The organism is Rhodococcus sp. MEB064, assembly GCF_000834565.1.
Classification (GTDB): Bacteria; Actinomycetota; Actinomycetes; order Mycobacteriales; family Mycobacteriaceae; genus Rhodococcoides.
This window is the reverse complement of sequence record NZ_JXQS01000034.1, coordinates 53350-69678: the sequence shown is the minus strand read 5'-3', so window position 1 is coordinate 69678 and position 16329 is coordinate 53350. Positions and strand designations below refer to the sequence as shown.

The window sequence follows — 16329 nt, the reverse complement described above, 5'->3', positions numbered from 1 at the left end:
TCTCGGTGGTCGTCATCAGATGTCCTTCCCGTTCTTACGGGAAATCCGAACGCGCTTGCCGTTGTCGTCGGTGCGGTAGCCCACGCGAGTGGGGTTGCCGTCCGAGTCGATGACCGCGACGTTCGAAACGTGGATGGGGGCTTCCTGCGTGACGATGCCGCCCGAGGATGCGCCGCGCTCGTTGGCCGAGACAGCGGTGTGCTTCTTGATGCGGTTGACGCCCTCGACGAGGATCTTGGAAGTCTCCGGGTAGGCCGTGATGACCTTGCCCTTGGCTCCCTTGTCCTTGCCCGAGATGACGATGACCGTGTCGCCCTTGTGCACCTTCATCTCACAACACCTCCGGAGCCAGCGACACGATGCGCATGAACTTCTTCTCGCGCAACTCGCGGCCGACCGGGCCGAAGATGCGGGTACCGCGGGGGTCGTTGTCAGGCTTGATGAGAACGGCAGCGTTCTCGTCGAACTTGATGTACGAACCGTCGGCGCGGCGACGCTCCTTCGTGGTGCGGACGATGACGGCCTTGACGACCTCGCCCTTCTTGATGTTTCCACCGGGGATCGCGTCCTTGACGGTGGCGACGATGACGTCGCCGATCCCGGCGTAACGGCGTGACGAACCACCGAGAACGCGAATGCACAAGATTTCCTTGGCACCCGTGTTGTCGGCGACGCGAAGCCGCGACTCCTGCTGAATCATGGGTCTCCTTGATGACCTGGATGTACGTACGTGCCGGATACCGACCCGACACGCGCGGTCTCGTCGACCGGGCGGACGCATGCGTCTACCACGGGCAACCGCTCTAGTGTAGGGAACACGCGGGTGGGAACCAAATCGCGTTCCCTGCCGGTCCGCTGTCGGCCACCCGTGTCGGGCTCCGGTGGCAGACTGTCCCTCGTGTACAGCCTAGCGAGGGGCGAGAACCGCCCCGCACCGTCGGAAGGTCTCGACATCACGGTCGCCGGGGCTGCGGTGGACGTGTCCGCGCTGCTGCTCACCGGGTCGGGGAAGGTGCGGTCGGATTCGGACCTCGTCTTCTTCAACAACCCTGTCGGGCCGGGCGTCACGTACGGCGCCGGCGGTATCCGCGTCGACACGCGGGCGGTCCCTGGCGACATCGAGACGGTGGCGGTCACCGCGAGCCTCGACGGATCCGGTCCCACCACGTTCGCCGGTCTGCCTCTGCGCATCAGCGTCGGCGGCGACCTCGTCTTCGACATGACCGGCCTCACCAGTGAGACCGCCGTCGTGTGCGTCGAGATCTACCGACGCGGAGACGGCTGGAAGGTGCGCGCCGTCGGGCAGGGGTTCGACGACGGACTGGCCGGCATCGCGACGAATTTCGGGATCAGCGTCGACGACGAACCCGCACCCGCGCAGACGCCACCGCCGGTCGCAGCACCGCGACAGACACCTGCAGCACCCACCCGGGCACCATCACCCGTACCGATCCAGGGAGCACTGGCCGTGAGAAGTGAACTGTTCGCCCCCAGCAATGCCGAGGTCCAGGGCGCCGGCATCCAGAAGCAGGGCAGCAAGTTGGCCCGCGTCGCGATGAACGGCGAGATCATGGCCCGCTCAGGTTCCATGGTCGCCTACCAGGGCGACCTGAAGTTCGAGGCGCAGGGATCCGGCGGTATCGGCAACATGATCCGCCGCACCATGACGGGCGAGGGTGTGCCGCTCATGAAGGTGTCGGGGCGCGGTGACCTGTTCCTCGCCAACGCGGCGCAGGACGTGCACATCATCGACCTCGACGGCAGTGACGGCCTGACCATCAACGGCGCCAACGTCTTGGCTTTCGACTCGACTCTGACGTACCGCATCGGTCGCGTCCAGGGAGCGGCCGCGAGCAGCAACGCGGGGCTGTTCAACTGCATCTTCACCGGTCAGGGCCGCATCGCCATCACGACCGACGGTCAACCCGTCGTCCTGAACGTCGATCAGCCGACGTTCGCGGACCCTCAGGCGGCGGTGGCGTGGTCGTCGAGTCTGCAGACGTCGGTCAAGAGCAACGACCAGCTGAACTTCGGAACGCTGATCGGCCGGAGCACCGGCGAGCGCTTCACGCTGCAGTTCTCCGGGCAGGGATTCGTCGTGGTGCAGCCCTCCGAGCAGCCCCCGGGCGGTTTCGTCGGCGGCACCGGTGGCGGACAGCAGGCCGGAGTCGGCGGCGCGCTCGGTGGCCTGCTCGGACGGTGACCCGCGCGACACTCGATCCCATCCCCGGGTACGGTTTCGGGGATGGTAACCGTCGGTGCGACCGCTATCTCCGGTGCGGAGGGGGTGAGGCCTGAATGACGTGTGCCGACTCGTCGACCACCACGTCGTGGTGGCAACACGCTCCCCTCGACCGTGTCGTCCGACTGCACGGACCGCGGTTCCGCGACCTCGCCGAATCGGTGGATCCCCTGCCGGACAGCGCGCCGGCAGTGCTCTTCTTCGCCTTGTCGGGCGGTACCGCGTCGCAGATCGTGGACGCCGTCGTCGACGCGCTCGAACGTGCCGCGCTGGATCTCGTCCCGCAGTGGCTGCCCGGTGCGGTGGACGCGGACGACCACTCGTCGTTGGCTCGCGGCAGCGCCCGTGCCAGGGCGCTCGAGGTCGCGGCGACCACCGACCACTTCGGCCCCTACCTCGCCCACCTGGCCGACGCCTACGTCTCCGGTCGACCCCCGCGTGACGACGCGTACTCCCGTGAGACCAGAGCAACCGGAGCCGGACGCGTCGTCGCGCAGGCGAACGGACGTCGGTCCGCGGTCCTGATCGTCGACATCCCGGTCGACGCCGACGTCGATGCCGTGTCGGCGGCCGCGGAGTGGTTGTGCGGCACCGGTATCGGGGTCTGGCTCACCGGCGCCGGTGCGGTGGAACGCTTCCCGTCGATACGCGTCGACGCACCGCCCGCGCCCGCCGATGTCAGCACCATCGTCGACAGGTTCCGCCCGTTGGGGTATCCGCCCGTCGAGGGTCGTCCCCATGCGGCCAGTGCAGCGGAAGCACTCCTCTACCGTCTCCTGTCGACTCGCGAATGGGCTGCCGGGCGGGTGCACAATCGCGTCGTGAAATTGTCGGAGTTGAGTCGGCCGTTCACCATCGACGTGCTGTGGGACGAGGAGAAGGTGGCCGTCGAGATCGACGGACCCGAGCACCGCGCCCGAGCGATGTTCTCCGACGACCGCTCTCGCGACAACCTGCTGCAGACGCACGGATACATCGTGTTGCGGTTCACCAACGAGGACATGCTGACCGACCACGGACGTGTCGTGGCCATGATCGAACAGACTCTGCACCGACGACGTACGAAGGGGACTGCAACGTGAGCGCGAACGAGTTGACCGGCACCGAGGTATCCGTGCTGATGGTGTTGATGGCCGAGGCGCGAGCGGTGCGGAATCCGGATCTGGCGGTTCTCGGTCCCGAACTGAAGAAGGCTCAGCGGGACCGACTGTCGTCGCAGGGTCTGATCGAGGTCGGCAAGGACGGTCGCTCGATGACCCTGGAACTGACCGACAAGGGATGGAAGCACTGCTCCGATCTGATGGGGACGCCGCCGCCGAAGGGCGCCGCCGGGCCGAGCAAGGCGCTGTTCACCGTCATGGCCGGGCTCGGTCGGTGGTTCCAGCGCGACGACGTGCGGCCCGCCGAAGTCTTCTTCCCACGGGACACTCCGGCGACCATCGCCGCCCCACCCACGCCGCCGAACGCCGTGGTGACGCCGAGCGTTCGCGCGTCGCTCGACGTCGAGACGCGCATCCGTGACACCTACACCGAACTCGCCCGCGAGCCGGGTGCGTGGGTGCGGCTGTCGCGGCTGCGGCCGGCGCTCGCCGACATTCCTCGCGCCGACCTGGACGACGCGTTGGCGCGCCTGCGCCGCGCGTCGGATGTCTCCCTCATTCCCGAGGAGAACCAGAAGACCTTGACCGACGAGGACCGTGCGGCGGCCGTCGACGTCGGCAATCAGCAGAACCATCTCTTGGCGATCGAACAGTGACGGGCGGCTCCACCATGGCGACCACGACCACCAAGTCCGAACAGATCCGCGCGCTCGAATCGGTGCGACTGAGCTGGGCACCCACCCCTGACGACGTCTGGCGCTCGCAGTCCGACGTGCACGTTCCCGGCATGCACGAGCGTGTGTTCACCGAGGTCATGAGCGCCTACACCGATGCCGAGAACTCCGACGACGCAAGCCCTCTGGGCGTCGTCGTGCAGGGACCGGCCGGGTCCGGCAAGACACACCTCCTCGGCCAGGTCCGCGAGGAGGTCCAGTCGCGGGGCGGCTACTTCTTCCTCATCCGACTTCTCGACGCGGCCGGCTTCTGGCGATCGACGTTGATGGGCATGCTCGACGACCTCAACCGTCCGTCCGGTCGCGGTGACGACAGTCAGCTTCGACTGGTGTTGCGTCGACTCTGCGACATCGCCGGGAGCAGTGACGATCAGCGTCGTCAGATCATGGGCGAGAGCATGATCGAGCCCGACGTGCTCAACGAGTTCGTCACCGGCGTCTACAAGGCGCACCCTCGGCACCGTCGGACGTCGCAGCACACGCTCCGCGCCCTCGTTCTGTCCATCGCGCCCGATGCCGCCGTGCAGGACATCGGCGATGCCTACCTGCAGTCGATCGACGACGTCGACGCCGACGAGTTCGATTCGTGGGGTATCCGCCGGGCAGAGCTCGGGCATCAGGGCATCGCGGAGAACATCTCCCGACTGCTCGCGATCACGGGGCCCACGATTCTCGCCATCGACCAGATCGATACCCTCGTCGCCCAGGCCCGCACCGGTGCGGACAAGGACTACGCGGACGAGCAGGAAGACAAGGTGGTCGAGCAACTCGCCCACGGCCTGATGACGCTGCGGGAGACGTTGCCTCGCACCGCATCCGTGTTGTCGGCGCTGTCGAGCGCATGGGATCTGATCGCCGCACGCGGTGTTGCACCGATGCGCGACCGATTCCGAGTCACGCAGCGGCTCAAGCCGATTCCGTCGTCCGACGTGGGTCGACTGCTCCTCGAACGTCGCCTCGGCGCATGCTTCCGTGAGGTGGGATTCGAGACTCCTCATCCGACCTGGCCGGTGGCTGTCGACGCCTTCGACAAGGCGCCCGACTTCACTCCACGACAGCTGCTCATCGCCGTCGACAAGCACATCCGTCACTGCCTCGAGACCGGTGTCGCGACGGAGCTGACCGACTTCGCTTCGAGCGGAGGGGGATCCGATGCCCCGTCGCTGCCGACCGCCAAACGATCCGAACTCGAGGCACTGGACGAGCGCTTCGCGCAGCTACGGAGCGCGGCGGACGTCTCGACACCTCTCGAGCCCGGCACCGAGGACAGCCTCGTCCCGGCACTGCTCTCGGCGGGTCTCGACGCGTGGATCCACGAGCATCAGTCGTCCGACGACAGTCTCGCCCAGGACCCACCTCCGAGCGGGCGGCCAGCGCTGCACGCCCGTCTGAGGCACACCGTCGACAGCGACACCGACGACGAGGAGCACTGGTGCTTCCGCGCGGTCACGTCCTCGAATGCCCGGGCGGCGCTCGCCCGGATCGAACGTGCCGTCACCGCAGCGGGTCTGCACATCGACATGCCGCGTCGACGGCTGATCCTGATCCGCAACTCGTCGTGGCCGAAGGGCGCGAAGACCGAGCAGACGGTGGCAGCGTTGCACCGCGCCGGCGGCGTCGAGGTTCCACTGAGTGAGGACGACCGGCGCTCGCTGATCGCTCTGGGTGCGCTGCGCACAGAGAACTCCCCGGCGCTCACATCATGGCTGCTGGCCCGCAAGCCTGCTCACGAGATCGAGCTGTTCCGGACGGTCCTGCCCGACGCGAGCGTCGTCGACGACGATCAAGCTCTGATCGAACCTGAAGCGGCGCAAGCGCCTGTCGCCGCCGTTCCGCGCCGGGAGCACATCGAGATGGGCACCGAACTCAGCACCAACGCCGAGGTTCGCATTCCGCTCGAGGCACTGCGCAAGCACACGGCGATCTTCGCCGGATCGGGCAGCGGTAAGACGGTGCTGATCCGCCGACTCGTCGAGGAGTGTGCGCTGCACGGAGTGTCGTCCATCGTGCTCGACATCAACAACGACCTCGCCCGCCTGGGTACGGCGTGGCCCGAGGACGAACGCACGTGGCCGCCGGGCGACGAAGCGAAAGCTGCTGCGTACCTCCGCGATACGGACGTCGTGGTCTGGACACCCCGGAAGTCGTCCGGGCGTCCGCTGAGCTTCCAACCACTTCCCGACTTCGCGAGCGTCATCGGTGACCGGGACGAGTTCGATGCGTCCGTCGAGTCGGGGCTCGCCGCGCTCGCTCCCGCCGCACTCGCCACGGGAACCACCGAGAAGGCGAAGCACCGCCAGGCCGTGCTGCGTGCTGCGCTGGACGGCTTCGGCCGGCGATCGGCGGGCGACATGTCCGACTTCATCGACCTGCTGGAGAACCTGCCGGCGGATGCGAGCGAGATGCGGGACGCGGTGCGCATCGCGGCGGACCTCGCGGAGAACCTCAAGGCCGCGATGACCAACGACCCGATGTTCGCCGGGTCCGGCACCCCAGTCGATCCAGGAGTGCTCCTGACTCCGGCGGAGGGGAAGAAGGCGCGCGTGTCCGTCATCAACCTCTCCGGATTGACGACGGAAGAGCAGAAGCAGAGCTTCGTGAATCAGCTGCAGATGGGGCTGTTCGCCTGGATCAAGAAGAACCCGGCCGGCGATCGGCCTCTGGGCGGCCTGTTCGTGATGGACGAGGCCCAGAACTACGCACCGTCCGACAAGGCGACGCCCGCGACCCACAGCACGTTGGCGTTGGCGTCGCAGGCCCGCAAGTACGGCCTGGGGCTGGTGTTCGCGACGCAGGCACCCAAGGGACTGCACAACCGCATCGCCGGAAACGCGGCGACACAGTTCTACGGACTCCTCAACAGCCCCGCACAGATTCAGGCCGCACAGGAGATGGCCCGTGCCAAGGGCGGATCGGTTCCCGACGTCGGCCGGTTACCCGCTGGCCAGTTCTACGCGGCGGTCGAGGGCTCGGAATTCCGGCGCACCGCCACTCCCCTGTGCCTGACCTACCACCCCAAGAGCCCGCCGACCGAGGAAGAGGTCCTTGCGCTGGCCCGCGAGTAGCGTTGATCGCATGGCTTACAGATACCTCGGAAACAGTGGACTCAAGGTCTCGGAGATCACCTACGGCAACTGGCTCACACACGGGTCGCAGGTCGAGAACGACGTCGCGACCGCGTGTGTGAAGGCAGCGCTCGACGCGGGCATCACGACGTTCGACACCGCGGACGTGTACGCGAACGGTGCCGCGGAGAGCGTGCTGGGCAAGGCTCTGGCCGGCGAGCGTCGTGAAGGACTCGAGATCTTCACGAAGGTGTATTTCCCCGTCGGCGAGAAGGGCCCCAACGACACCGGGCTCTCGCGCAAGCACATCTTCGAGGGCATCGACAATTCACTCCGTCGCCTGGGCACCGACTACGTCGACCTCTATCAGGCGCACCGCTACGACCACGAGACTCCGCTGGAGGAGACCATCACCGCGTTCGGTGACGTGGTGCAGCAGGGCAAGGCGCTGTACATCGGTGTGTCCGAGTGGACAGCCGACCAGCTGCGCGAGGCTCAGACCCTCGCCCGGCAGCGCGGTTTCTCCATCGTCTCCAATCAGCCACAGTATTCGGCACTCTGGCGCGTCATCGAGTCCGATGTCGTACCCGCGTCGAAGGAACTCGGTATCTCGCAGATCGTCTGGTCGCCGCTGGCGCAGGGCGTCCTGACGGGCAAATACGTTCCGGGACAGCCCCTTCCGGAGGGATCGCGCGCCACCGACGACAAGGGCGGCGCGGACATGATCTCGCGCTACATGAACGACGAGACCCTGACGCGCGTACAGAAGCTGAAGCCGATCGCCGACGACCTGTCGATCACCATGTCGCAGCTCGCCATCGCGTGGGTACTGGCGAACGACAACATCGCCGCGGCACTGGTCGGCGCCTCCCGCCCCGAGCAGATCGCCGACAACGTCAAGGCTGCCGATGTGACGCTGGATGCCGACGTGCTCACGAAGATCGACGAGGCGCTCGGTGACATCGTCGAGAAGGACCCGAGCAAAACGAAGAGCCCCGAGACGCGACTGGCCTGAGGTCAAGATCAGGTAAAGGATCGGTCAGATCCGTCCGAAGACGAGCGGGATCCGGGGTACCGGGGTCGAATGAGATATGACTCCTCCACCCCGGATTCTCGCAGCCGATGGCGGCACCCTCTCCACCATCGAGAATGCCATCAATTCGACGTTCGAACCTGTCACCGACGCGGTGACCACTGTCGTCTTCTTCTCCGTCGACATCGGCGGCGCATCGGTACCACTGGTCGTGCTCTGGCTCCTGGCAGCCGCGATCATCTTCACCGTCACCTTCAAATTCCTCCAGGTCAGAGGCGCCAAGCACGCCGTCGAGCTGGTTCGCGGAAAGCACGACGATCCCACCGCGCCCGGCGAGGTGAGCCACTTCCGCGCGCTGACAGCTGCCGTGTCGGGCACCGTCGGACTGGGCAACATCGCCGGTGTGGCGGTCGCGGTCACCCTGGGTGGCCCCGGCGCCACGCTGTGGATGATCCTCGCAGGGTTCCTCGGCATGGCCACCAAATTCGTCGAGTGCACCCTGGGCGTGAAGTACCGCGATGTCCACGAGGACGGCACCGTATCCGGCGGCCCGATGAAGTATCTGACGAAGGGTCTCGCCGAGCGCGGGATGAGCAGGGTCGGAAAGATCATGGCGACCGTCTACGCCGTCATCATCATCTTCTTCGGTATCTCCGGCGGAAACATGTTCCAAGCGAACCAGACCTACGCACAGGTTCGCAGTGTCACCGGTGGCGACGAGGGCTTCCTTGCTTCGGACGGCGCGAAATTCGGCTTCGGGCTCGTTGTCGCAGTCGTCATCGGCCTGGTCATCATCGGCGGAATGAAGTCCATCTCCGCGGTGACGGCGAAGCTGGTCCCGGCAATGGCCATCGTCTACGTGCTCGGATGCGCCGTGGTGATCGCCGTGAATATCGAGCAGGTTCCCAGCGCCATGAACGCGATCGTGACGGGCGCCTTTTCTCCCACCGGCGTGGCGGGTGGCGTACTCGGCGTGATGATAATCGGCATCCAGCGCGCCGCGTTCTCGAACGAGGCGGGACTGGGATCGGCCTCCATCGCGCACTCGGCAGTCAAGACGCGTCATCCGGTCACCGAGGGGTTCGTGGCCATGCTCGAACCGTTCATCGACACGGTCGTGATCTGCACGGCCACCGCGCTGACCATCGTCATCGCCAACACGCAGTCCTGGCAGGACCAGCGCGCCATCGTCGCGGAGACCGGCTCGCTCCCCGCAGGCGGCGTCACGCTGACCTCGGACGCCTTCGAGACGGTGCTCCCCTGGTTCCCGTACATCTTGACCGTCGCGGTCGCCCTCTTCGCACTGTCCACCGCGATCACGTGGGCTTACTACGGTTCGCAGGCGTGGACGTCGCTCTTCGGCCGCAGCGCCGTTGCCAAGCACAGTTTCAACATCATCTTCTGCACGTTCACCGTCATCGGCACGGTTCTCTCACTGGGGTCCGTGCTCGATTTCGCGGATGCCGCCTTGTTCGCCCTGGCTTTCGTCAACATCATCGGCCTGTATCTGCTTCTCCCCGTCGTGAAGCGGGAGTTGCGGGACTACATGGCTCATCGCCGAGGCGAGACCGTGGTCGTCGACGACGTGGATGTCACGCGCTGACCGCGCCTACGCCTCCAACGCCCCCGCGATGCGTTGCTCGATCTGTGCGTACGCCGTTGTCGGCAGCGTCACCAGACCGTCGATCTCGGAGCGTGCCTTGCGATACGCCGCCTGGCGCTCGGCGGGGGTCGAAGCGCCGTCCAAGGCCATGCGCAGCAACGACTGCGCGCGGGTGAGTCGGTTCTGCTCCGCTTCACTGAAGTTTCCGCGGCGACGACGCTTGGCCTCGGACTCAGCGGCGGTAAACGCGACCGCATAGTCGTGCACAGCCGAGCGGTAGAGCCGCTGCGCCTCCGGATCGCCGACCAGCTCGTCCGACGATGCCGGCCGCAAGGAGTCCGCGTCGAGCTTGGTGCGGTGGAAGGCCACCGTCATCGGATCGCGCATGTTCGTCATCATCGGAAACTCGAGCAGGTTGATTACGTCGGTCTCGTAGGCGAACCACCGCGTATTCACGTCGTCGTGCTCGGCGAGCGCCTTCTCGACGGACCGACGTTGCGCGTCCGCATCCTGTGTCGAGGCCTTGGTCAGTTCGAGCGCCGCGACCTTGGCCTCCTGCTTGATGCGGTACCGCTCGAGTCGACGATCCGCACGTCGCTCGTTCGCGGCGCTGACCGCCTTGGCCGCCCCCGCGATGGACCCGCCGAAGACGAACCACAGCCACCAGTAGCTTGCGGCGAACTGCAGAACTGCATCCATGCGGCCTCCTCGTGACGGCCATCGTAGCGAAGAGGCCGGACGCAGAACGGCCCCGCACTCACGAGGAGTGCGGGGCCGTTCGAGTGCTGCAGGTCTTACTTGGCCTTCTCGAGGACCTCGACCAGTCGCCAGTGCTTCGTGGCGGACAGGGGGCGGGTCTCCATGAGCTGAACGCGGTCGCCGACGCCGGCGACTCCGTTCTCGTCATGGGCCTTGACCTTGGTGGTGCGTCGGATGATCTTGCCGTAGAGGGCGTGCTTCACACGGTCCTCCAGCTCGACGACGATCGTCTTCTGCATCTTGTCGGAGACGACGTAACCGATACGCGTCTTCCGGCTGTTGCGTGCTTCTTCAGTGGTCACTGTTTCCTCGCTCATGCTGCGTCACCTGCCGTGTCCTCGGAAGGGCCTGCGGCGAGCCCGAGCTCACGCTCGCGCATCACGGTGTAGATGCGCGCGATCTCGTGGCGGACGACGCGCAGTCGACGGTTGTTGTCCAGCTGACCGGTGGCCATCTGGAAGCGGAGGTTGAACAGCTCCTCCTTCGATTCACGAAGGCGGGTGATCAGTTCTTCGTCACCGAGCTCACGGAGCTCGGCAGCCGGGGTACCGGTAGCCATCAGAACTGAACCTCCCTCGTGATGATGCGTGCCTTGATCGGCAGCTTGTGGATTGCGCGAGTCAATGCTTCACGAGCGATCTGCTCGTCCGGGTAGCTGAGCTCGAAGAGCACGCGGCCGGGCTTGACGTTGGCGACCCACCACTCCGGCGAACCCTTACCGGAACCCATGCGGGTCTCGGCAGGCTTCTTCGTGAGCGGGCGGTCCGGGTAGATGTTGATCCAGACCTTGCCACCGCGCTTGATGTGGCGGGTGACGGCGATACGGGCGGCCTCGATCTGACGGTTGGTGATGTAGGCGGGCTCGAGAGCCTGGATGCCGTATTCACCGAAGGTCACCTGAGTTCCGCCCTTGGCGGCACCCGAACGCTTGGGGTGGTGCTGCTTGCGGTGCTTGACCCGACGGGGGATCAACATGCGTCAGCCCTCCTTCTGCTCGGTCGTAGCGGGTGCATCAGCGGTTGCTGTCGCTGCGCGGCCGGCCTCGGTGCTGGTCGCCGTGGTGCCCGAGGCACCGCTGCGACGCGGACGAGACGGACGCTCGCGACGGGGACGATCGCCTGCCGGAGCAGCGGCGGCAACAGCTTCACGCTTGCCACCGACGATGTCGCCCTTGTAGATCCAGACCTTCACGCCGATGCGACCGAAGGTGGTCTTGGCCTCGTAGAGGCCGTAGTCGATGTCCGCACGCAGCGTGTGCAGCGGAACGCGACCTTCGCGGTAGAACTCGGAGCGGCTCATCTCCGCGCCGCCGAGGCGACCGGAGCACTGGACGCGGATGCCCTTGACGTTCGGCTGACGCATGGCCGACTGGATGGCCTTGCGCATCGCACGACGGAAAGCAACGCGGTTGCTGAGCTGCTCTGCGACACCCTGAGCCACGAGCTGAGCCTCGGACTCGGCGTTCTTGACCTCGAGGATGTTCAGCTGGACCTGCTTGCCGGTCAGCTTCTCGAGCTCGGAACGGATGCGATCGGCCTCGGCGCCGCGGCGACCGATGACGATGCCCGGACGCGCGGTGTGGATGTCGACGCGAACCCGATCACGGGTGCGCTCGATCTCCACCTTGGCGATGCCGGCGCGCTCCATGCCCGTGGCGAGGAGCTTGCGGATCTGCACGTCTTCCTTGACGTACTCCGCGTACTGCTTGTCTGCGTACCAGCGGGACTTCCAGTCGGTCGTGATGCCGAGGCGGAAGCCGTGCGGGTTGATCTTCTGGCCCACTACTGAGCTCCCTTCCGGCGACCACGTGTCGAGCCGCCGGTCTTGGGCAGGCTCTCCACGATGACCGTGATGTGAGATGTGCGCTTACGAATGCGGAACGCACGACCCTGGGCACGAGGCTGGAAACGCTTGAGGGTTGCGCCCTCGTCGACGAATGCAGCCGAGACGATCAACGTGCTCGGATCGAGGTCCAGGTTGTTCTCCGCGTTGGCCGCTGCCGAAGCAACGACCTTGGCGACGGGCTCGCTGGCGGCCTGCGGTGCAAACTTGAGGATGTTCAGGGCATCCTCGACGCTCTTTCCGCGGACCAGGTCCACGACGCGACGTGCCTTCATCGGCGTCACGCGAACGTGCTTGGCCGTGGCCCGTGCGATCGGGTTGTCGGTGGGGGTGAAGTTGGTCATCGCCGCTTCGCCTTCCGGTCGTCCTTGATGTGACCCTTGAAGGTCCTCGTCGGCGCGAATTCTCCGAGCTTGTGTCCCACCATGGCGTCCGAGACGAACACCGGCACGTGCTTGCGTCCGTCGTGGACGGCGAAGGTGTGGCCGATGAAATCGGGGGTGATGGTCGAACGGCGTGACCAGGTCTTGATGACCTGCTTCGTGCCCTTCTCGTTCTGAACGTCCACCTTTTTCAGGAGGTGGTCGTCGACGAACGGGCCTTTCTTCAGACTGCGTGGCATCTGCTACTCCCTCCTGCTTATCGCTTGTTCTTGCCGGTGCGGCGGCGGCGGACGATCAGTTGATCGCTGGGCTTGCTCTTGCGGGTACGGCCCTCGGGCTGTCCCCACGGGCTGACCGGGTGGCGTCCACCGGAGGTCTTACCCTCACCACCACCGTGCGGGTGGTCGACCGGGTTCATGACGACACCACGGACGGTGGGGCGCTTGCCCTTCCAGCGCATACGGCCGGCCTTGCCCCAGTTGATGTTCGACTGCTCGGCGTTGCCCACCTCGCCGACGGTTGCGCGGCAGCGCACGTCGACTCGACGGATCTCACCGGACGGCATACGCAGCGTGGCGTAGGCGCCTTCCTTACCGAGCAGCTGTGCACCGGCTCCGGCGGAGCGGACCATCTTGGCTCCACCACCGGGACGCAGTTCCACCGCGTGGATGGTGGTACCCGTCGGGATGTTGCGCAGCGGGAGGTTGTTACCGGGCTTGATGTCCGCGGTAGCGCCCTGCTCGATGGGCGAACCCTGAGCGATGCCCTTCGGCGCGATGATGTAGCGCTTCTCACCGTCGGCGAAGTGCAGCAGTGCGATGTTGGCGGTGCGGTTGGGGTCGTACTCGATGTGAGCGACCTTGGCCGGCACGCCGTCCTTGTCGTTGCGGCGGAAGTCGATCAGCCGGTAGGCGCGCTTGTGACCGCCACCCTTGTGACGGGTGGTGATACGGCCGTGTGCGTTGCGGCCACCGCGGCCGTGCAGCGGGCGGATGAGCGACTTCTCCGGTGTCGAGCGCGTGATCTCCGCGAAATCGGAGACACTCGCGCCACGACGACCGGGAGTGGTCGGCTTGTACTTACGAATTGCCATGTTTGTCTCGTCCCTTGATCCTCGAGGACCCTCTGAGCTCCGGTCGCTTACGCGACCGGGCCTCCGAAGATCTCGATGGGCTTGCTGTCGGCCGAGAGGGTCACGAGCGCGCGCTTGGTGCTCTTACGCGTGCCGTAGCCGAAACGGGTCCGCTTGCGCTTGCCCTGCCGGTTGGCGGTGTTCACGCTGGTCACAGTCACGCCGAAGACTTTTTCGACAGCGATCTTGATCTGCGTCTTGTTCGAATCGGGGTGCACGATGAACGTGTAGGTCCCCTGCTCGATGAGCCCGTACGACTTCTCCGAGATGACCGGGGCCAGCAGGATGTCGCGGGGATCGGCAATGGTGCTCACTTGTCCTCCTCCTGTGAATCCGTTGCTGCCTTGGCCGGTCCGGCGACGAACGTGTTCAGTGCCTCGACGCTGAAGATCACGTCGTCGGCCTCGAGCACGTCGTACGTGTTGAGCTGGTCCGGCGCGATGGGGTGGATGCCGTCGAGGTTCTGGACGGACTTCCATGCGGCCAGGTCTGCGCGGCCGATGACCAGCAGAACCTTCTTGCGATCGGTGAGCTCGGACAGGAACGTGCGGGCACCCTTGGTGGAGGGCACCTGTCCTGCGACGAGCTCGGTGATCACGTGGATGCGCTCGCTGCGCGCCCGGTCGGAGAGTGCACCGCGCAGTGCTGCGGCGATCATCTTCTTGGGGGTGCGCTGGCTGTAGTCACGCGGCTGCGGGCCGTGGACCGTGCCACCGCCGACGAACTGCGGTGCGCGGGTCGAGCCCTGACGTGCGCGGCCGGTGCCCTTCTGGCGGTACGGCTTCTTGCCGCCGCCGCGGACCTCTCCACGAGTCTTCGTCGAGTGCGTGCCCTGACGTGCCGCAGCGAGCTGCGCGACGACGACCTGGTGCATCAACGCGATGTTCGCGGTGCGGTCGAAGATCTCGGCGGGGAGATCGACGGTGCCGTTGGTCTTGCCACCGGCCTCCTTGACGTCCAGCGTCAACTTGGTCGTGGAGTTCTTTTCGAGACTGGTCATGCTCGCGCACCACCCTTCACTGCGCTCTTGACGATCACGACGCCGCCCTTGCGGCCCGGGATCGCGCCCTTGATCAGCAGCAGACCGTTCTCGGCGTCCACCTTGTGGACCGAGAGGTTCTGCGTGGTGATGCGATCGCTACCCATACGACCCGACATGCGCATGCCCTTGAAGACACGGCCGGGGGTCGCGCAGCCACCGATGGAACCGGGGCGGCGGTGGACAGCCTGCGCACCGTGGCTCGCGCCCTGGCCCTTGAAGCCGTGGCGCTTCATCGTTCCCGCGAAGCCCTTGCCCTTGCTGACTCCGGTGACGTCGACGAATGCGCCGTCCTCGAACTCGGCAGCGGTGAGCTCCTGGCCGATCTCGTAGCCTGCGGCGTCGGCGACGCGCAGCTCTGCGAGGTGGCGACGGGGAGTGACGCCGGCCTTGGTGAACTGGCCGGAGACCGGCTTGTTCACCTTGCGGGGATCGATGGCACCGAAGGCGACCTGGACGGCGCTGTAGCCGTCGCGCTCCTCGGTACGGATCGCGGTGACGACGTTCGGGTCCGCCTTGATGACGGTGACCGGGACGACGCGATTGTTCTCGTCGAAGACCTGGGTCATGCCGAGCTTGGTGCCCAGAATTCCCTTGGCCGGACGCTTGATGTTGTCAGTCATGGTTGTCTCCGCGCTCACTGAATGTTGACGTCGACGCTTGCCGGCAGGTCGATGCGCATGAGCGCGTCGACCGTCTTCGGTGTCGGGTCGAGAATGTCGATGAGTCGCTTGTGCGTGCGCATCTCGAAGTGCTCGCGAGAGTCCTTGTACTTGTGCGGCGAACGGATGACGCAGTACACGTTCTTCTCGGTGGGCAACGGCACAGGTCCGACCACGCGTGCCCCGGTGCGGGTCACGGTCTCGACGATCTTGCGCGCGGACGCGTCGATCGCCTCGTGGTCGTAGGCCTTGAGCCTGATGCGGATCTTTTGTCCCGCCACGCTTATGTCCTCTTCCTTGCCCTGGTTAACCGTTGGTCAGGTCTCTCGTTCCCGGATGTCGATCCGAGAACCCGGCAGTGTGCTGACCCGACGCCGGCGTGGTGCCGGGCGCGAGGCGCATCCATGAGGACGAACGTGGCGAACTCTCGCATCCACGCATACGCGTGGCCAGGAGGAATCCGTTGCCGCTGTTCATCTGTCATGGTTCTCCGGTCCACGCGGTCGGGCGTGTCGCATTCCCGCACATGATTCTCCCGCTCGGCCGAACTCGACCGGGTGGTGAAACAGCGGACCGGATGCGCCCATCGTGCCGGCGCGATCACTGCTTGTCGTTCTTGTCGCTAGCCACAACCGGGACGATGCCGAAGCGCGCGAGACGCACGACAGCGATCACCTCGGTCAAGGCAACCCGAACAGTATGACCCACCGGGCCGCCGGAGTTCAAATCGAGGCC

Annotated in this window: 20 protein-coding genes; 6 read left to right on the top strand and 14 right to left on the bottom strand. The window is 66.0% G+C overall.

Features of this window, described 5'->3' with window-relative positions; genetic code table 11:
- Nucleotides 1-15 precede the first annotated feature (15 nt).
- Together rplX and rplN are read right to left on the bottom strand one after the other, a co-directional pair.
- The gene (gene rplX, locus RU01_RS15360) at nt 16-330 is read right to left on the bottom strand and encodes a 50S ribosomal protein L24 (RefSeq protein ID WP_042575440.1); all 315 of its coding nucleotides are present in this window, start codon (nt 328-330) and stop codon (nt 16-18) included.
- A gap of 1 nt (nt 331) precedes the next feature.
- The gene (gene rplN, locus RU01_RS15355) at nt 332-700 is read right to left on the bottom strand and encodes a 50S ribosomal protein L14 (RefSeq protein WP_027504662.1); all 369 of its coding nucleotides are present in this window, start codon (nt 698-700) and stop codon (nt 332-334) included.
- Between the two features lie 189 nt (nt 701-889).
- On the opposite strand from rplN, the gene RU01_RS15350 reads away from it, so the two are divergent.
- The 6 genes from RU01_RS15350 (at nt 890) to RU01_RS15325 (ending at nt 9777) form a co-directional block, all read left to right on the top strand.
- Nucleotides 890-2203, top strand: a complete 1314-nt coding sequence (locus RU01_RS15350; protein WP_156148945.1) for an AIM24 family protein — start codon at nt 890-892, stop codon at nt 2201-2203.
- Between the two features lie 95 nt (nt 2204-2298).
- Nucleotides 2299-3324 carry an endonuclease domain-containing protein gene (locus RU01_RS15345; RefSeq protein ID WP_042575439.1) on the top strand — a complete coding sequence of 342 codons (1026 nt, stop codon included), beginning with the start codon at nt 2299-2301 and terminating at the stop codon, nt 3322-3324.
- Nucleotides 3321-3998: a hypothetical protein gene (locus RU01_RS15340; RefSeq protein WP_042575438.1), complete on the top strand. Its 678-nt coding sequence runs from the start codon at nt 3321-3323 to the stop codon at nt 3996-3998. Before RU01_RS15345 ends, RU01_RS15340 begins: the two co-directional genes overlap by 4 nt.
- A 14-nt stretch (nt 3999-4012) precedes the next feature.
- The gene (locus RU01_RS15335) at nt 4013-7141 is read left to right on the top strand and encodes a helicase HerA domain-containing protein (protein ID WP_042575446.1); all 3129 of its coding nucleotides are present in this window, start codon (nt 4013-4015) and stop codon (nt 7139-7141) included.
- Between the two features lie 10 nt (nt 7142-7151).
- Nucleotides 7152-8156 carry an aldo/keto reductase family protein gene (locus RU01_RS15330; protein ID WP_042575437.1) on the top strand — a complete coding sequence of 335 codons (1005 nt, stop codon included), beginning with the start codon at nt 7152-7154 and terminating at the stop codon, nt 8154-8156.
- 76 nt (nt 8157-8232) lie between these two features.
- A complete protein-coding gene (locus RU01_RS15325) occupies nt 8233-9777 on the top strand; it encodes an alanine/glycine:cation symporter family protein (RefSeq protein WP_042575436.1) in 1545 nt (514 codons plus the stop codon).
- Nucleotides 9778-9783: 6 nt separating this feature from the next.
- On the opposite strand, the gene RU01_RS15320 is transcribed toward RU01_RS15325, so the two are convergent.
- The 12 genes from RU01_RS15320 to rpsJ all read right to left on the bottom strand — a co-directional run bounded on the left by RU01_RS15320 (nt 9784) and on the right by rpsJ (nt 15875).
- Nucleotides 9784-10476, bottom strand: coding sequence for a hypothetical protein (locus RU01_RS15320; RefSeq protein WP_042575435.1), 693 nt, complete (start codon nt 10474-10476; stop codon nt 9784-9786).
- A gap of 95 nt (nt 10477-10571) precedes the next feature.
- Nucleotides 10572-10853 (bottom strand): 30S ribosomal protein S17, encoded by a 282-nt coding sequence (gene rpsQ / locus RU01_RS15315; protein ID WP_042575434.1) that lies wholly within the window; start codon nt 10851-10853, stop codon nt 10572-10574.
- On the bottom strand, nt 10850-11095 hold the full coding sequence (gene rpmC / locus RU01_RS15310; protein ID WP_027504654.1) for a 50S ribosomal protein L29: 246 nt from the start codon (nt 11093-11095) through the stop codon (nt 10850-10852). The genes rpsQ and rpmC overlap by 4 nt, the downstream gene beginning before the upstream one ends.
- Complete coding sequence (rplP, locus tag RU01_RS15305; protein WP_027504653.1) at nt 11095-11511, bottom strand: 50S ribosomal protein L16; 417 nt, start codon at nt 11509-11511, stop codon at nt 11095-11097. The genes rpmC and rplP overlap by 1 nt, the downstream gene beginning before the upstream one ends.
- A gap of 3 nt (nt 11512-11514) precedes the next feature.
- Entirely contained in the window at nt 11515-12318 is an 804-nt protein-coding gene (rpsC, locus tag RU01_RS15300) for a 30S ribosomal protein S3 (protein WP_027504652.1), read from the bottom strand.
- Entirely contained in the window at nt 12318-12722 is a 405-nt protein-coding gene (gene rplV, locus RU01_RS15295) for a 50S ribosomal protein L22 (protein WP_027504651.1), read from the bottom strand. The genes rpsC and rplV overlap by 1 nt, the downstream gene beginning before the upstream one ends.
- Nucleotides 12719-13000 carry a 30S ribosomal protein S19 gene (gene rpsS, locus RU01_RS15290; RefSeq protein WP_042575433.1) on the bottom strand — a complete coding sequence of 94 codons (282 nt, stop codon included), beginning with the start codon at nt 12998-13000 and terminating at the stop codon, nt 12719-12721. Before rpsS ends, rplV begins: the two co-directional genes overlap by 4 nt.
- Nucleotides 13001-13017: 17 nt before the next feature.
- Nucleotides 13018-13854 carry a 50S ribosomal protein L2 gene (rplB, locus tag RU01_RS15285; protein WP_042575432.1) on the bottom strand — a complete coding sequence of 279 codons (837 nt, stop codon included), beginning with the start codon at nt 13852-13854 and terminating at the stop codon, nt 13018-13020.
- A 47-nt stretch (nt 13855-13901) separates the two neighbouring features.
- Nucleotides 13902-14207 (bottom strand): 50S ribosomal protein L23, encoded by a 306-nt coding sequence (rplW, locus tag RU01_RS15280; protein ID WP_027504648.1) that lies wholly within the window; start codon nt 14205-14207, stop codon nt 13902-13904.
- Nucleotides 14204-14893 carry a 50S ribosomal protein L4 gene (gene rplD / locus RU01_RS15275; RefSeq protein WP_042575431.1) on the bottom strand — a complete coding sequence of 230 codons (690 nt, stop codon included), beginning with the start codon at nt 14891-14893 and terminating at the stop codon, nt 14204-14206. Before rplD ends, rplW begins: the two co-directional genes overlap by 4 nt.
- Nucleotides 14890-15555, bottom strand: a complete 666-nt coding sequence (rplC, locus tag RU01_RS15270) for a 50S ribosomal protein L3 (RefSeq protein ID WP_042575445.1) — start codon at nt 15553-15555, stop codon at nt 14890-14892. Before rplC ends, rplD begins: the two co-directional genes overlap by 4 nt.
- A gap of 14 nt (nt 15556-15569) precedes the next feature.
- Complete coding sequence (rpsJ, locus tag RU01_RS15265) at nt 15570-15875, bottom strand: 30S ribosomal protein S10 (protein WP_003938093.1); 306 nt, start codon at nt 15873-15875, stop codon at nt 15570-15572.
- Nucleotides 15876-16329 lie beyond the last annotated feature (454 nt).

Bases quoted from the DNA above. Each gene is read 5' to 3' on its own strand.
- rplB (WP_042575432.1), bottom strand. From the start codon at position 13,854: ATGGCAATTCGTAAGTACAAGCCGACCACTCCCGGTCGTCGTGGCGCG.
- rpmC (WP_027504654.1), bottom strand. From the start codon at position 11,095: ATGGCTACCGGTACCCCGGCTGCCGAGCTCCGTGAGCTCGGTGACGAA.
- RU01_RS15320 (WP_042575435.1), bottom strand. From the start codon at position 10,476: ATGGATGCAGTTCTGCAGTTCGCCGCAAGCTACTGGTGGCTGTGGTTC.
- rplV (WP_027504651.1), bottom strand. From the start codon at position 12,722: ATGACCAACTTCACCCCCACCGACAACCCGATCGCACGGGCCACGGCC.
- RU01_RS15325 (WP_042575436.1), top strand. From the start codon at position 8,233: ATGACTCCTCCACCCCGGATTCTCGCAGCCGATGGCGGCACCCTCTCC.
- rplC (WP_042575445.1), bottom strand. From the start codon at position 15,555: ATGACTGACAACATCAAGCGTCCGGCCAAGGGAATTCTGGGCACCAAG.
- rpsS (WP_042575433.1), bottom strand. From the start codon at position 13,000: ATGCCACGCAGTCTGAAGAAAGGCCCGTTCGTCGACGACCACCTCCTG.
- RU01_RS15345 (WP_042575439.1), top strand. From the start codon at position 2,299: ATGACGTGTGCCGACTCGTCGACCACCACGTCGTGGTGGCAACACGCT.
- rplP (WP_027504653.1), bottom strand. From the start codon at position 11,511: ATGTTGATCCCCCGTCGGGTCAAGCACCGCAAGCAGCACCACCCCAAG.
- rplD (WP_042575431.1), bottom strand. From the start codon at position 14,893: ATGACCAGTCTCGAAAAGAACTCCACGACCAAGTTGACGCTGGACGTC.
- rplX (WP_042575440.1), bottom strand. From the start codon at position 330: ATGAAGGTGCACAAGGGCGACACGGTCATCGTCATCTCGGGCAAGGAC.
- rpsQ (WP_042575434.1), bottom strand. From the start codon at position 10,853: ATGAGCGAGGAAACAGTGACCACTGAAGAAGCACGCAACAGCCGGAAG.
- rplN (WP_027504662.1), bottom strand. From the start codon at position 700: ATGATTCAGCAGGAGTCGCGGCTTCGCGTCGCCGACAACACGGGTGCC.
- RU01_RS15335 (WP_042575446.1), top strand. From the start codon at position 4,013: ATGGCGACCACGACCACCAAGTCCGAACAGATCCGCGCGCTCGAATCG.
- RU01_RS15330 (WP_042575437.1), top strand. From the start codon at position 7,152: ATGGCTTACAGATACCTCGGAAACAGTGGACTCAAGGTCTCGGAGATC.